Below are 14,827 nucleotides of genomic sequence, written 5' to 3' on the forward strand. Positions count from 1 at the left end.
GACTGAACCAGGACCGCAAGCTCAAGGCTTGCGGTCCCCCTGACGTTTCAGCGCGAGGCCTTCGCCATGCCCAGTTCATCGACCGGCAACCCTTTGCCGGGTCTCAGATTCCGACAGCGCTTTCCGCTGCTCGCCCTCATCATCGAGCGCTTCGTGCTCTCGCTCGTCCTGCTCTTTGCCGTATCGATCCTGATCTTCGGCGGCCTCGAAGCGCTGCCCGGCGATTTCGCGACGACCTATCTTGGCCAGTCGGCCACGCCGCAGGCGGTCGCCAACATCCGCCAGGATCTCGGCCTCGACCGGCCGGTGACGACGCGTTACGTCGAGTGGCTCGGCAATGCCGTCCAGGGCGATTTCGGCACCTCATGGGCAAGCAAGAATTCGGTCAGCGAGCAGATCGGCAAGCGCTTGGGCAACTCGCTGTTCCTGGCTGGCTTTGCCGCTCTCATCTCCGTACCGCTCGCCGTCGCGCTCGGCATGCTCTCGGTGCATTTCAGAAACCGGATGCCGGACAAGATCATCAACGTCATCTCGCTCGCGGCGATCTCGCTGCCCGAGTTCTTCATCGGCTACCTGCTGATCATGTTCTTCGCCGTAAAGCTCGGCGTCGCGACCTTCCCGGCGACCGTCTATGACAGCATGGGCTTCGTCGAGCGGCTGAAGGCGATCGCGCTGCCGACGGCAACTCTCGTGCTCGTCGTTCTCGCCCACATGATGCGCATGACCCGGGCGGCAATCCTCTCCGTCATGTCGTCGGCCTATATGGAGACCGCCGAACTCAAGGGCCTCGGCGCCTTCCGCTCGATCGTCAAACATGCCGCACCCAATGCGCTGGCGCCGATCATCAACGTCGTGGCGCTCAATCTTGCCTATCTCGTCGTCGGCGTCGTCGTGGTCGAGGTGGTCTTCGTCTATCCCGGCATGGGCCAGTACATGGTCGATGCCGTCACCGTCCGCGACATGCCGGTCGTCCAGGCCTGCGGCCTGATCTTTGCCGCCGTCTATATCTTCCTGAACATGATTGCCGACATTCTGGCGATCGTTGCCAACCCGAGACTGAGGCATCCGCGATGAGATTGAGAGATATCCCCATCACCGCCTGGATCGGCATCATCGGCATCGTCATTGCCTTCATCTTCGCGATCTTCGCGCCCTGGATCGCCCCCTATGGCGAAACGGAAGTCGTCGGCAATGTCTGGCAGGTCGCCGACAACCAGTATTTCTTCGGCCTCGACAATCTCGGCCGCGATATCCTTTCGCGGCTGATCTACGGCGCCCGCACCACGCTCTTCGTGGCGCTCGGCGCAACGCTGATCTCGTTCTCGCTCGGCATCATCCTGAGTTTCACGGCCGCCGTTTCGCGCGGGATCATCGATACCGTGTTCTCACGCTTCAACGACCTGATGATGTCGATCCCGACGCTGATCTTCGCGCTCGTGGTTCTCGCCGTTCTGCCGCAGAATATCGTCATCCTCATCCTGGTCATGGCGATCCTCGATTCCACCCGCGTCTATCGCCTCGGCCGCGCCGTGGCGCTCGATGTCGCGGTCATGGAATTCGTCGAAGCCGCCAAGCTGCGTGGCGAAGGCAAGCTGTGGATCATCTTCCGCGAAATCCTGCCGAACACGCTTTCACCGCTGCTCGCCGAATTCGGCCTGCGCTTCGCCTTCTCCATCCTCTTCCTGTCCACCCTCTCCTTCCTCGGCCTCGGCATCCAGCCGCCGGCCGCAGACTGGGGCGGCATGGTCAAGGACAACAAGGACGGGATCATCTTCGGGATTTCCGCAGCGTTGGTTCCGGGTACGGCGATCGCCGCGCTCGCGGTCTGCGTCAATCTCGTCGTCGACTGGCTTTTGAAACGCACATCCAGCCTCAAGGGAGGACGCGGCGATGCCTGAGCTTCTTTCAGTTCGCAATCTGAAGATCGAGGCCACCAGCTATCCGCCGGGCGAGCCGCCGAAGCGGGTGACGATCGTCGATGGCGTCTCCTTCGACCTGCAAAAGGGCAAGGTTCTTGGCCTGATCGGCGAATCCGGCGCCGGCAAATCGACGATCGGCCTTTCGGCTCTCGCCTATGGACGTGGCGGCGCCGAGATCACCGGCGGCGAAGTCCTGCTCGACGGTAAGGACATCCTGCCGCTCGGCAAGGGCGGCATCCGCCAGATCCGCGGCGCCCGTGTCTGCTATGTTGCGCAGTCGGCGGCCGCCGCTTTCAATCCGGCCCACAAGCTTGGCGACCAGGTGATCGAAGCCTCCGTCAAGCACGGCCTGATGAGCAAGGAGGAGGCGCGCAAGCGCGCGCTTTATCTCTTCCAGGTGCTGGGTCTTCCGAGTCCCGAAACCTTTGGCGACCGCTTCCCGCATCAGGTCTCCGGCGGCCAGCTGCAGCGCGCCATGACGGCGATGGCGCTCTGCTCCAATCCGTCGCTGATCGTCTTCGACGAGCCGACGACGGCGCTCGACGTGACGACTCAGATCGACGTGCTCGCGGCGATCAAGCACGCGATCGAGGAGACGCATACGGCGGCCCTCTACATCACCCACGACCTTGCCGTCGTCGCCCAGATCTCCGACGACATCATGGTTCTCCGCCACGGCAAGACGGTGGAATATGGCAGCGTGCAACAGATCATCGAGGCGCCGGCGCAGGACTATACGCGCGCCCTGGTGAACGTCCGTCAGACGGCGCGCGACGAGGCGCCGGATCAATCCGGCGCGTTGCTGAAGGTCGAGAATATCAGCGCCGAATATTCCAACGGTTTCAAGGTTCTGCACGGAGTTTCTCTGCATGTGCCCAAAGGGCAGACGCTTGCCGTGGTCGGTGAATCCGGTTCGGGGAAATCCACCCTTGCGCGGGTGATCACCGGACTTCTTCCGCCGAACGAAGGCAAGATCATCTTCGATGGCAAGCCGCTGACGCCGAGCCTTCGCAACCGGCCCAACGACGACCTGCGGCGGATGCAGCTGATCTACCAGATGGCCGATACCGCGATGAACCCGCGTCAGACGGTGCGCGATATCATCGGCCGTCCGCTGACCTTCTATTACGGCCTGCGGGGCGCGAAGAAGACGGCGCGCGTCAAGGAACTGCTCGATCAGATCGAGATGGGCAACGGCTTCATCGACCGATATCCGGCCGAGCTTTCCGGCGGCCAGAAGCAACGCGTGGCGATCGCCAGGGCACTTGCGGCAAAGCCGGAGCTCATTCTCTGCGACGAGCCGACCTCAGCACTCGACCCGTTGGTCGCCGAGGGCATCCTGAAGCTTCTGATGCGGCTTCAGGAGGAAGAGCAGCTCTCCTACATCTTCATCACCCACGATATCGCGATCGTCCGGGCGATTGCCGATAGCGTTGCGGTCATGCACCGTGGCAAGCTGGTGCGGTTCGGACCGAAATCGAAAGCGCTTTCGCCGCCCTTCGACGACTACACCGACCTGCTTCTGAAATCGGTGCCGGAAATGGAAATCGGCTGGCTGGAGCGTGTGCTGGCGACGCGCCGGATGGAAAGCGCCGGCAACTGAGATTTCGGGGCGGCGCAAGCCGCCTCGTTCCCATGAGAGTGCATGAAGGAAGAGACATGACCGCGCGCGGCTTCACGACGATCGAGAACCAATGGATCACGCTCAAGGATGGGCCGCGGCTTGCCGCCCGCATCTGGATGCCGGATGGGGCGGAGAGCGATCCCGTTCCCGCGGTTTTCGAGTTCCTGCCCTACCGCAAGCGAGATGGGACCTGCCTGCGTGACGAGTCGACCTATCCGGTCTTTGCAGCCGCAGGGATTGCTGGTGTGCGCGTCGATATTCGCGGCTCCGGCGAATCCGAGGGTGTCATCGACGGGGAATATACCGAGCTTGAGCTTGCCAATGCCTGCGAGCTGATCGCCTGGATCGCGGCGCAGCCCTGGTCGAACGGCTCCGTCGGGATGATGGGCATTTCCTGGGGCGGCTTCAACAGCCTGCAGGTGGCAGCGCTGCGCCCGCCGGCTCTGAAGGCGGTCATCTCCATTGCTTCCACCGTCGATCGCTATAACGACGATATCCATTACAAGAACGGCTGCCATCTCTCGGCCCAGCTTTCCTGGGCCGCGACCATGCTCGGCTATCAGTCCCGCTCGCCCGATCCCGCTCTTGTCGGCGAGCGCTGGAAGGAGATGTGGCTGGAGCGGCTGGAGCACGAGCCCTTCTTCATGGAGGAGTGGCTGAGCCACCAGCGCCGCGACGAATTCTGGCAGCATGGCTCGATCTCCGAGGATTTCTTAGAGGTCGAGATCCCGGCGCTTGTGATCGCCGGCTGGGCCGACGGTTATCGCAACACGCCGCTGATGGCGATCGAGGGGCTGGGCGACAAGGCGAAGGCTCTGATCGGCCCCTGGGTGCACAAATACCCGCACTTCGCCTGGCCGAAGCCGCGCACCGATTTCCATGGCGAGGCGATCGCCTGGTGGAACAAGTGGCTGCGCGGGGAAGACAACGGCATCGACCGGCTGCCGCAGACACGCGCCTATATTCTCGATGCCATCCGCCCTGCCCCACGACGCGATTTCGATCCTGGCTTCTGGGTCGCCAAGGACGTCTGGTCGAAGCCGGAGATGCAGTGCTTCTATGTCGAGCAATTCGGCAAGCTAACCGAGGGAATGCCGATCCCGCAAGCGCCGGAACATGCCGTCTATCTGCGCTCGCCGCTCGATACCGGCACCTCCTCGGGCGAATATTTCACGCTGAAGCCGGATGCGGAGATGGCGCTCGACCAGCGCTCAGACGATGCCGGCTCGCTGACCTTCGAGACGGTCCCGCTCGGATCGGATCACGACTACCTTGGCCGCCCGGTGCTGACGCTGTCGCTGCGCACGCAGGCAAGGACCGGCAATCTCTGCGCCCGTCTCGTCGATGTGCATCCGGATGGGACGGCAACCCGCGTCGCCTTTGGGGTGATCAACCTCACCCATCGCAACGGCAATGCGGAGCCGGAGGCGCTGACACCCGGTGAGAAGGTCTCGATCCGGCTCGAGCTCGATGCCTGCGGCTATCGCTTCCGCAAGGGGCATCGGATCCGTCTGGCGATCTCGACCGCCTATTGGCCGATGGTCCTGCCTCCGCCCGAAGATGCCGGCGTCGAGATCGACATCGCCTCGCTCGGCCTCGGTCTGCCGCTGCTCGGCGCGCATGAGCAGATTGCGATCCCAGAGCCTGAGAACCCCGATCCGTTGCCGAAATATATCGAGCACGCGCCTGGCGTCACCAAGCGGCAGGTCCTGAAGGATCTCTCGACCAATCGCACCGATTACCGCATCCACGAGGATACCGGGCTGTTTGAACATCCGGATACCGGCCTCTCGACCCGGCAGCTGCGCGAGGAGGTCTGGTCGATCTCACCGGGCGATCCCCTGTCTATGACCGGCATTTCGACCTGGACCTGCGACATGCGCCGCCCGGACTGGTTCGTGCGGACGGTGGCGACGGCAAAGATCGCCTGCAGCGCCAGCGACTGGATCATCAGCGCCGTGGTCACCGCCTATGAGGGTGAGGTGCAGGTATTCGAGAAGGTGTTTGCGGAGATGCGCATTCCCCGCGACCTGATGTAAGCGTCAGCCCGCCGCAAACCGGCGGACGGCCTCGCAGACAGCACGAAATCCTTGCTTGGCGCCCTCGCTCATATGGCGGGCGCGCAGCCAGGCGTGAACCATCTGCGGCTCCTCGCGGAACCAGACCTCGATCCCCGCCTGCGCCAGCCGCGCCGCATAGTGGCGGGCATCGTCACGCAAGGGGTCGAAGGCCGCCCCGGTGATATAGGCGGGCGGCAAGCCCCTGACATCGTTGGTGGCGAGCGCACCGGCAACGGGATCACCGGCCGGAGCCTGGAGCACTTCGCGATAATAGGCGACATCGGCTGTCGTCAGCCCCGGCGCATCGGCCATCTCGACATAGGAGCCCGTCGTCAGATCGCCGCCGAGCGCCGGATAGATCAGCACCTGTCCTGCAATGCCCGCGATCTCCTTGTCCCGAGCCCGCAGGGCGAGCCCGGCTGCAAGATTTCCGCCGGCGCTGTCGCCGATCAGGACGATGCGGTTGCCGCCTGCGGCGAGAGCTTCCATCACGGCAAAGCAATCATCGGTCTGCGCCGGCCAGCGATGCTCCGGTGCCAGCCGGTAGTCGACGGCAACGAGCTCTGCGCCTGCGAAATTGGCGATCTCGGCGCAGATCGCATGATGACTCTCCAGCGAACCGACCACGAAGCCGCCGCCATGCAGATAAAGGAGCAGCGTCGGCGTCGTGACCTTCGCGGGGCGATAGCGCCGCGTCGGGACGTCCCCGATACGGCTATCGACGAATGTCAGACCATCGGGGAGCGGCGGGCTGAAGCGGGCGCAAAGGGCATCATATTGCGCTCGCTGCGCCTCGATCGATTGCGAAACGGCGTCATCCGAATAGACGCTGCTGCAGATTTCGAGAAACTCAAGAATGCCCTTCTCTTCGGGCATCGGGCGCGTGACGGTCATGATGCAATCCATGCGGTTCGGCGACATCATGCACGATAGGATTGGCCGCAGAGCCTATGCAAGCGCATTGACGCCATCGGCGCGCTGGAACCCGCCAGAGCGGCGATTATCCACGCCGCGCCGAGCGCTCCAAAGCTTCGCCGTCACGCGCAAGCTGCGGCTTCTCCGTGAGGCCGACCAATTGACGCAGCGGGCTCGGCAGCTGATCGACGACAACCGCGAAAGCGATCGAGATGACAGCCGTTGCTGCGGCGACGAGCGCAAAGCTTTGGATCGCCGGAAGATCGAGCGGCAGGACATAGTAGAGCGCTCCTACGGTCACCGTCTGGTGGACGATATAGAGCGGGAAGACCAGCCGGTTCATCGTCACCAGCCGCTCGCTCGGCTGATTGAGATAGCGCGCCGCAAAACCGATCAGGGTCAAAATCATGCTCCAGGCGAGCAGGAAGACGCTGGTCTTGAAGAGCAGGGTTTCGTTGACGTCGTAGCTGCCGATCGCCTGCTCCGGCGCAACTGTCCAGGATGCCAGGTAGAGCCAGATGGTGGTCGCAAGCGCAATCCCGCCACTGACATAGCGGCGCGCAATCAGCGTGCCGATCAGCGCCCGGTGATGGCGGGAAATCAGGAAACCGAGGCCGAACCAACTGGCCCAGACGGCAAACCACGCGCCGTCATTATAGAGCGCATTGGTCTCACGCGGATAGATCGGCGACAGCGCCAGATTGAGGCCGAGCGGCAGCAGGAAGAAGAGGTAGATGGCGCCCGTTTTGGCGACGCGCTCGAACCAGGCGAAGATGGGATTTCCGGGCCGCAGCAGATATTGGAAGATCGGATAGCAAATCACCGACATCACCAGCAGATAGGCGACGAACCACATATGCGCCCAGGTGAAATTGCCGGTCGGATATTTTCCCTCAGTGAAATAGCGCGTCAGCCAGAATTCGAGGAACGAGCCGGTATAACCGTTCTCATACATCCGCTCGTACCAGACCTGCGGCACGACGATGACGGCCATGGCAAAGAGCAGCGGGATGAGCAGCCGCACCGTGCGCTTGTAGATGAACGTCAGCCCCTGCTCCGGCTTGAAGGTGAAGGCGACGCCCATGCCGGAGATGAAGAAGAGGAGCGCAAAGCGCCAAGCACGCGGGAAATCCATGACCAGCGACAGGCCGCGGCTGGTATTCTCGCTATGCAGCAGCCAGCCCATATCGGGGAAGAAGGCAGCCGAGGAATGATAAAGGATCAGCAATCCGAAGGCGAAGACCCTCAGGCGATCGACATAGTAAAGTCTCACTCTCATCGCAGACGACGGATCCCCACGCAGCATCATCATCCGACCTCTCTACGCCCCAGACGTTAAGGATCGCTGCCGAAACTTCGTAAACTGCTGCTTTATTAGCGGATTGAGTGGGCGGCGATTCCCTGCACCTAAGTCAACAGGCCGCGAAGATCACGGCGGCCATCGACGACGCGAACGATCTGGACGCGCTCAACCGGTGTGTCCTCATCATCGGGGATGGTTTCGTAGAGGATCAGAAACGGCGCATCGACCAGCATCCGCGCAGCCGGTCCGATCTCCGGGTGACGCGCTCCCATACGCGGCTGTTCGGCCAGCAGCTTCGCCTTGCGTTCAAAACTGTCGAAGAAGCGCTCGGCCGCCTGGGGTTGCTCCAAGCCGATACGCACGTAGATGTCGCGCACATCTTTGAGAGCCTGTGGCAGCCAGACCAGATCAACCGGCATTTTTGCGAGCCGCGCTCAACTCCCGGCGCGCTTCGTCACGCAGCGTCTCGAAGTCAACCGAGACAGGCTCTCCGCTGGCCTTGCCCTCAGCCCAGAGGCGCCGCAGACGTTCGATGTCGCCTTTCCGGGTCTCCCACTTTGCGGACCAGTCCCGCATCGCCTCGCGGATGACTTCGCTGCTGCTCGCATAGGCGCCGCTGCTGACGGCGTCTCTCAGCAACTCCGCTTGCTGCGGCGTCATTGAAACGCTGATTTTCTCGACATTGGCCATGAAGTATTCTCCATCTCGGTGGTAAAAATTACCACCGCGACGGCAATTTGCCAAGAACGCCCTCCATTGGAATGCGCCAGAAGCCGCCGCAATTTCGTCCTCCGCCATCGCTAACATTTGCATTAGAGAAAACCTTTTCTCACTTGACACAACACTTGGTAAAAGGTTTTCTCATCGCAAAGCTTAGGAGGAAGAGCTGAACATCTCGGGAGGAAAACGCGGGCGGATTACCATCCATGACGTGGCTGCGGCCGCGGGCGTCAGCATATCGACGGCATCGAAGGCGTTGAACGATACCGGCCGCATGGGTGCCGAGACCCGCGAGCGGGTGAAGCGCATCGCAGCGGAGATCGGGTTCCGGCCGAATGCTCTGGCACGGGGTCTCCTGAGCAAGCGCAGTTTCACCATCGGGCTGCTGACGAACGACACTTACGGCCGCTTCACGCTGCCTGTCATGGCCGGCGTTTCCGAAGCGCTGGTCGATCACGGCGTCTCGGTTTTCCTCTGCGCCATCGAGGATGATCCGGCGCTCGGTCAGATCCATGTCGATGCGATGCTCGACAAGCAGGTGGACGGCATCATTGCCACAGGAAAGCGCCTGGACAGACGGTTACCAGTCGATCTGTCGAACCTGAACGTGCCCGTCGTCTACGCCTTCACCGAGGGAGCACCCGACAGCGTCACGTTCAGTTCCGACGATGGGCATGGCGCGCGGCTTGCGACGGAGTGGCTGCGGAAACTTGGGCGCAGGCGGATCGCCCATATTACCGGGCCGGAGGATTTCGTCTCGGTCCGCGAGCGTGCCAATGCCTATCGCGAGGTCGCTGGCGACGGCGTGCCGGTTCTTTTCGGCGTCTGGTCGGAAGGCTGGGGGCATGATGCGGTGGCGAGGCTCTGGAGTGCGCCCGGTGAGAAGCCCGACGGAATCTTCTGCGGCAACGACCAGATCGCCCGCGGCGTCATCGATGCGTTGCGCGAGCGCGGCATCAAGGTGCCGCAGGATGTGTCGGTGGTCGGCTTCGACAATTGGGAGATTGTCGCGGCGCAAACCCGGCCGCCGCTGACGACAGTGGATATGGAGCTGAAGGAACTCGGGCGGCAGGCGGGATTGACGATCCTGTCGCTTGCGGAGGGACGCCCGGTGGAGCCCGGCGTGCGGAAATTGCCGTGCCGCCTCGTCGTGCGGCAGACATGCGGGGGCGACGCCCTCGGGATTTAGAAACGGCGCGAAGGAGACGCGCCATATTGGGAGGAGTGCCATGATGAAGCGTCTGTTGGTGGCAACGAGCATTGCCACCCTTAGCCTCGTATCGACAGCCTCGGCTGCCGAGAAGATCGAAATGTGGGTCCGTTCCGGCATCGGCGACGCCTTCAAGAAGGTTGTCGAAGCCTATAATTCCAGCCACGAGAACCAGGTCGTCGCCACCGAAGTGCCGTTCAGCGAACTGGTGCAGAAATATGCGACGGCGATCGCCGGTGGTCAGGCGCCCGATGCGCTGTCGATGGACCTGATCTATACGCCGGCCTTTGCTGCGGCCGGCCAGCTCGAAGACCTCTCGGACTGGGCAAAGAGCCTGCCCTACTTCAACTCGCTGTCGCCGTCGCATGTCCGCCTCGGCACTTATGACGGCAAGATCTACGGCCTGCCGCTCTCGGTCGAGACCTCGGTCTTCGCCTGGAACAAGGACCTCTACAAGAAGGCCGGGCTCGATCCCGAGAAGGCGCCCACCACTTGGGAAGAGATTTCGGCCAATGCCGAGAAGATCCGCAAGCTTGGCGACGACACCTACGGCTTCTATTTCTCCGGCGGCGGCTGCGGCGGCTGCATGATCTTCACTTTCACGCCACTCGTCTGGGGCGCGGGTGCGGATATCCTGTCGGAAGATGGCAAGACCGCGACCCTCGATACGCCGCAGATGCGCAAGGCCGTCGGCTTCTATCGCGACATGGTCAAGAAGGACCTGGTTCCGGCAGGTGCGGCCAGCGACAACGGCTCGAACTTCTTGAGCTTCACCAACGGCAAGATCGGCCAGCAGTCGCTCGGCGCCTTCGCGATCGGCACGCTTGTCACCAGCCATCCCGATATCAATTTCGGCGTGACGCTCATCCCGGGCGTTGATGGCAAGCCGTCGTCCTTTGCCGGTGGCGATAACTTCGTCATCACCAAGGGCACGAAGAAGATCGACGCGGTGAAGGAGTTCCTCGAATATATCTATTCGATGGATGGCCAGAAGGTCATGGCCAAGTATGGCAGCCTTCCGACCCGCGGCGACATTGCAGATCAGGTGCTTGCCGGGCTCGACCCGCGCATGCAGGTCGGCCTGAAGGCGATCTCGATCGCCAAGACGCCCTATACGCTGCAGTTCAATGATCTGATCAACAGCGCCAATGGCCCCTGGGCGACCTTCACCAATGCAGCGATCTTCGGTGACGACGAAGACGGAGCCTTCTCGAGCGCCCAGTCCGAGATGCAGTCGATCATAGACAGCGGCCAATAATCTCTCCCGGCCGCGGCCGGGGAGCAGTGGCAGCTCTCCGGCCGATCCATTCCATGCAGCAATGAAAGATGCGGAGCATTTCGATGACCGTTTCAGGTCCCCAGCGCCCTGCCGGCAGCCGCAAGAGGCGGCGCAGATCGCAATGGCGCGGGCTTCTCTACATCGCGCCGGCCATGGCGCTCGTCATCGTCTTCTTCGTGATGCCCGTGATCTTCACCGGCTGGATGAGCCTGCATAACTGGCCGCTGATGGGCGCCCAGCGCTGGATCGGCTTTGCCAATTATACCCGCATGTTCAACGACAGCCGCTTCATGGCCGCACTGAACTTCACCGCCTATTACACCGTCATCGTCACCATCGCGATCTTTGCCGTTGCGTTCCCGCTTGCGATCTTTGTGGAGAAGGAGCGGCGCTTCGTCAGCACCTACCGGACGATCATCTTCCTGCCCGTCGTCGTCGGCCTCGCGACTGCCTCGCTGCTCTGGGTGTGGCTGGCGAATGTCGATAGCGGCTTCTTCGGCCCGGCGCTGCGGGCGCTCGGCCTCGTCGAGCGCAGCCCGAATATCATGGCGAGCTTCGATACTGCCTTCGCCACCATCATCGTCATGGTCGTCTGGAAGATTGCCGGTTTCACGATGATCATCCTGTTGACCGGCCTGCAAGCGATCCCATCCGAACTGACGGAAGCCGCGCGCATCGATGGCGCCGGGCGGTGGCAGCGCTTCCGGCATCTGACACTGCCGCTGATGCGCCGCACGATCGCGCTGGCGCTGGTCGTCTCGGTCACCGGCTCGGTTCTCGCCTTCGACCAGTTCTACATCATGACCTCCGGCGGGCCGCAGAACAAGATGATCTCGGTGGTCTACTACATCTTCAACCAGTCCTTCGTGTCCTTCAATCTCGGCTATGGCGCAGCGCTGTCGATCGCGCTCTTGGCGATCCTTGTGGCGATCTCCATCGTCCAGCTGTGGCTGCTCAGGGTCGGGGAGGAACGCCCATGATCTCCTCGAGAGGACGCCGCGCCCGCAAGCGCTTCCGGTCGCAATCCGCCTATCACGTCACCGGCATTGCCGTGTCGGTCTTCTTCCTGGCGCCCTTCGTCATCGCGCTCCTCTCATCGTTCCGTCACGGCACGGAGGCGAGCCTGCCGCCGCTGCCGCCATGGCCGACGACGGGTGTGAGCTTCGACGCCTATGCTCTGCTCGATACTTTCGGCGCCGGCATCTGGCAGCACATGATCAACTCGCTTTTCGTGTCGCTCGCCACCGTCGTGCTGACGGTCGCCGTCAGCCTGCTCGCCGGCTATGGCTTCTCGCGCTACCGCTTCCCGCTGAAGAACGTGCTCTTCGTGCTGATCATCGCCACGCTGATGATCCCCTTCCAGTCGATCCTGACGCCGCTTTTCATCATTCTCGCCAAGCTCGGCCTCAACAACTCGCTGCTCGGGCTGACGCTCGTCTATGTGACGCTGCAGCTGCCCTTCTCGGTCTTCATGATGCGCAATGCCTTCGACGCCGTCCCGAAGGAGATCGAGGAAGCGGCGCGGATCGACGGTGCACGCGATCTGAAACTGTTGATCCGGGTGCTCTTGCCGCTCGTCCTGCCCGGCGTCGCGACCGTCGCGATCTTCGCCTTCCTCAACGCCTGGAACGAGTTCCTTGCCGCCCTCGTGCTGCTGTCCAGCAACGAGAAATACACGCTGCCCGTCCTGATGACGGCGGTGCGCGCCGGGCGCCTCGGCGCCATCAACTGGGGTGCGGTCCAGGCCGGTGTCGTCGTCATGACGATCCCCTGCCTGATCGTCTTCCTGCTTCTGCAACGCTACTACATGCGCGGGCTGATGGCCGGCGCGGTGAAATGATGATCTTTCAACGAAATGGATGAAGCCATGAACAAGCTGAAGAGAGACCGCCAGTTCCGCCCCCTGCCCGTCCCGAGCGTCGAGCTCGCCGGCCTTTTCGGCGATCGCCAGGATGCGATCTGCGATTCAACGGCCGAAACGTTGCTCGACCGCTGCGTCAAGGCCGGCATGATCCAGGCGATCGACGTCAGCCAGCCAAGCCCCGGCGTCGTCATTCCGCTCGGCCCGTGGGGTGGGTCGACGCAGATGTTCTGGGACAGCGACCTCGGCAAATCGATCGAGACTGTCGCCTATTCGCTCTATCGCCGCGCCAATCCGAAGCTTGAGGCGCGCGTCGACGAAATCATCGACATGTACGAGAAGCTGCAGGACAAGGACGGCTACCTGAACGCCTGGTTCCAGCGCGTGCAGCCTGGCCGCCGCTGGACGAACCTGCGCGACCATCACGAACTCTATTGCGCCGGACATCTGATCGAGGGCGCAGTCGCCTATTACCAGGCGACCGGCAAGCGCAAGCTGCTCGATATCATGTGCCGCTATGCCGACTACCTGATCACCGTTTTCGGCCATGGCCCGGGCAAGCTTGCCGGCTATTGCGGACATGAGGAAGTCGAACTGGCGCTGGTAAAGCTGGCGCGTGTCACCGGCGAGAAGAAATATCTCGACCTCTCGAAATTCTTCGTCGACGAGCGCGGACAGGAGCCGCATTTCTTCACCGAGGAAGCGGTGCGCGACGGCCGCAGCGCTGCCGATTTTCACCAGAAGACCTATGAATATGGCCAGGCGCATCTGCCGGTGCGCGATCAGAAAAAGGTCGTCGGCCATGCCGTGCGCGCCATGTATCTCTATGCCGGCATGGCCGATATCGCCACCGAGTATAATGATGATACGCTGACCTCGGCGCTCGAAACGCTCTGGGACGACCTGACGACGAAGCAGATGTATGTGACCGGCGGCATCGGCCCGGCGGCGTCCAACGAAGGCTTCACCGACTATTACGACCTGCCGAACGAAAGCGCCTACGCCGAGACCTGCGCCTCCGTCGGTCTGGTCTTCTGGGCCAACCGCATGCTCGGTCGCGGCCCGAACCGGCGTTATGCCGATATCATGGAGCAGGCGCTCTATAATGGCGCCATGGCCGGCCTTTCGCTCGATGGAAAGACCTTCTTCTACGAGAACCCGCTGGAGAGCGCCGGCAAGCATCACCGTTGGATCTGGCACCATTGCCCCTGCTGCCCGCCGAATATCGCCCGCCTGCTGGCCTCCGTCGGCTCCTATATGTACGCCGTGGCGGAAGACGAAATCGCCGTGCATCTCTATGGAGAAAGCAAGGCCCGCTTCGAGCTTTCGGGCGCGAAGATTGAACTGGCGCAGACGACCCGCTACCCTTGGGACGGAGCCATCCATGTCGACCTCGATCTCGACCGCCCGGCCCGTTTCGCATTGTCGCTGCGTATTCCGGAATGGGCGGACGGCGCGACGCTTTCGGTCAATGGCGAGAGCGTCAATGTCGAAGCCATATCGACGGACGGTTATGCTCGGATCGAGCGCGACTGGAAGAGCGGCGACGCGGTCGATCTCGTCATTCCGCTTGCGGCGCGCAAGCTCTTCGCCAACCCGCTCGTCCGCCAGGATGCCGGCCGCACCGCACTGATGCGCGGGCCGCTGGTCTATTGCGTCGAGGAGGCCGACAATGGCGCCGGTCTCAACGGCATTTCGCTTTCGGCCGATCCGTCGAAGGCGAAGGTCTCTGAAATCACGGGGCTTCGCGGCGCGGTCGCTCTCGACCTGCCCGTCAGCCGCGACGCTTCGGATTGGGGCGCCGACCTCTACCGGACCGCGCCGCCTTCCGCGAAGCCGTCCACCGCCCGCTTCGTACCCTACCCCTTCTGGGACAACCGCGAACCGGGCGAAATGCTCGTCTGGGTCCGTGCCGGCGAGGCGCGCGGTGAATAAG

Annotated in this window: 13 protein-coding genes; 9 read left to right on the top strand and 4 right to left on the bottom strand. The window is 62.6% G+C overall.

Annotated features, from left to right (window positions below; translation table 11 throughout):
- Positions 1–66 precede the first annotated feature (66 nt).
- From ACQZ5H_RS11310 to ACQZ5H_RS11325, 4 genes are read left to right on the top strand one after another with little or no spacing between them, the layout of a single operon-like run.
- Positions 67–1,074: an ABC transporter permease gene (locus ACQZ5H_RS11310; RefSeq protein WP_199625249.1), complete on the top strand. Its 1,008-nt coding sequence runs from the start codon at positions 67–69 to the stop codon at positions 1,072–1,074.
- A complete protein-coding gene (locus tag ACQZ5H_RS11315; protein WP_112717692.1) occupies positions 1,071–1,898 on the top strand; it encodes an ABC transporter permease in 828 nt (275 codons plus the stop codon). Before ACQZ5H_RS11310 ends, ACQZ5H_RS11315 begins: the two co-directional genes overlap by 4 nt.
- The gene (locus ACQZ5H_RS11320) at positions 1,891–3,522 is read left to right on the top strand and encodes an ABC transporter ATP-binding protein (RefSeq protein WP_449097736.1); all 1,632 of its coding nucleotides are present in this window, start codon (positions 1,891–1,893) and stop codon (positions 3,520–3,522) included. The genes ACQZ5H_RS11315 and ACQZ5H_RS11320 overlap by 8 nt, the downstream gene beginning before the upstream one ends.
- Before the next feature lie 56 nt (positions 3,523–3,578).
- Entirely contained in the window at positions 3,579–5,582 is a 2,004-nt protein-coding gene (locus ACQZ5H_RS11325; protein WP_449097737.1) for a CocE/NonD family hydrolase, read from the top strand.
- A gap of 3 nt (positions 5,583–5,585) precedes the next feature.
- On the opposite strand, the gene ACQZ5H_RS11330 is transcribed toward ACQZ5H_RS11325, so the two are convergent.
- The 4 genes from ACQZ5H_RS11330 to ACQZ5H_RS11345 all read right to left on the bottom strand — a co-directional run bounded on the left by ACQZ5H_RS11330 (position 5,586) and on the right by ACQZ5H_RS11345 (position 8,511).
- Positions 5,586–6,497, bottom strand: coding sequence for an alpha/beta hydrolase (locus ACQZ5H_RS11330; RefSeq protein ID WP_449097738.1), 912 nt, complete (start codon positions 6,495–6,497; stop codon positions 5,586–5,588).
- Between the two features lie 106 nt (positions 6,498–6,603).
- On the bottom strand, positions 6,604–7,797 hold the full coding sequence (locus tag ACQZ5H_RS11335) for an acyltransferase family protein (protein ID WP_449097739.1): 1,194 nt from the start codon (positions 7,795–7,797) through the stop codon (positions 6,604–6,606).
- 128 nt (positions 7,798–7,925) lie between these two features.
- The gene (locus tag ACQZ5H_RS11340) at positions 7,926–8,240 is read right to left on the bottom strand and encodes a type II toxin-antitoxin system RelE/ParE family toxin (protein ID WP_449097740.1); all 315 of its coding nucleotides are present in this window, start codon (positions 8,238–8,240) and stop codon (positions 7,926–7,928) included.
- Positions 8,230–8,511 carry a ribbon-helix-helix domain-containing protein gene (locus ACQZ5H_RS11345; protein ID WP_449097741.1) on the bottom strand — a complete coding sequence of 94 codons (282 nt, stop codon included), beginning with the start codon at positions 8,509–8,511 and terminating at the stop codon, positions 8,230–8,232. The genes ACQZ5H_RS11340 and ACQZ5H_RS11345 overlap by 11 nt, the downstream gene beginning before the upstream one ends.
- Positions 8,512–8,707: 196 nt before the next feature.
- On the opposite strand from ACQZ5H_RS11345, the gene ACQZ5H_RS11350 reads away from it, so the two are divergent.
- The 5 genes from ACQZ5H_RS11350 to ACQZ5H_RS11370 all read left to right on the top strand — a co-directional run bounded on the left by ACQZ5H_RS11350 (position 8,708) and on the right by ACQZ5H_RS11370 (position 14,826).
- A complete protein-coding gene (locus ACQZ5H_RS11350; RefSeq protein ID WP_449097917.1) occupies positions 8,708–9,730 on the top strand; it encodes a LacI family DNA-binding transcriptional regulator in 1,023 nt (340 codons plus the stop codon).
- A gap of 40 nt (positions 9,731–9,770) precedes the next feature.
- A complete protein-coding gene (locus ACQZ5H_RS11355; RefSeq protein ID WP_112717678.1) occupies positions 9,771–11,009 on the top strand; it encodes an ABC transporter substrate-binding protein in 1,239 nt (412 codons plus the stop codon).
- An 83-nt stretch (positions 11,010–11,092) separates the two neighbouring features.
- Positions 11,093–12,010 (top strand): carbohydrate ABC transporter permease, encoded by a 918-nt coding sequence (locus ACQZ5H_RS11360; protein ID WP_449097742.1) that lies wholly within the window; start codon positions 11,093–11,095, stop codon positions 12,008–12,010.
- The gene (locus ACQZ5H_RS11365; RefSeq protein ID WP_449097743.1) at positions 12,007–12,870 is read left to right on the top strand and encodes a carbohydrate ABC transporter permease; all 864 of its coding nucleotides are present in this window, start codon (positions 12,007–12,009) and stop codon (positions 12,868–12,870) included. Before ACQZ5H_RS11360 ends, ACQZ5H_RS11365 begins: the two co-directional genes overlap by 4 nt.
- A 27-nt stretch (positions 12,871–12,897) precedes the next feature.
- A complete protein-coding gene (locus ACQZ5H_RS11370) occupies positions 12,898–14,826 on the top strand; it encodes a glycoside hydrolase family 127 protein (RefSeq protein ID WP_449097744.1) in 1,929 nt (642 codons plus the stop codon).
- The last annotated feature ends 1 nt before the right edge of the window (position 14,827 follow it).

Source organism: Rhizobium sp. 21-4511-3d (assembly GCF_053522545.1).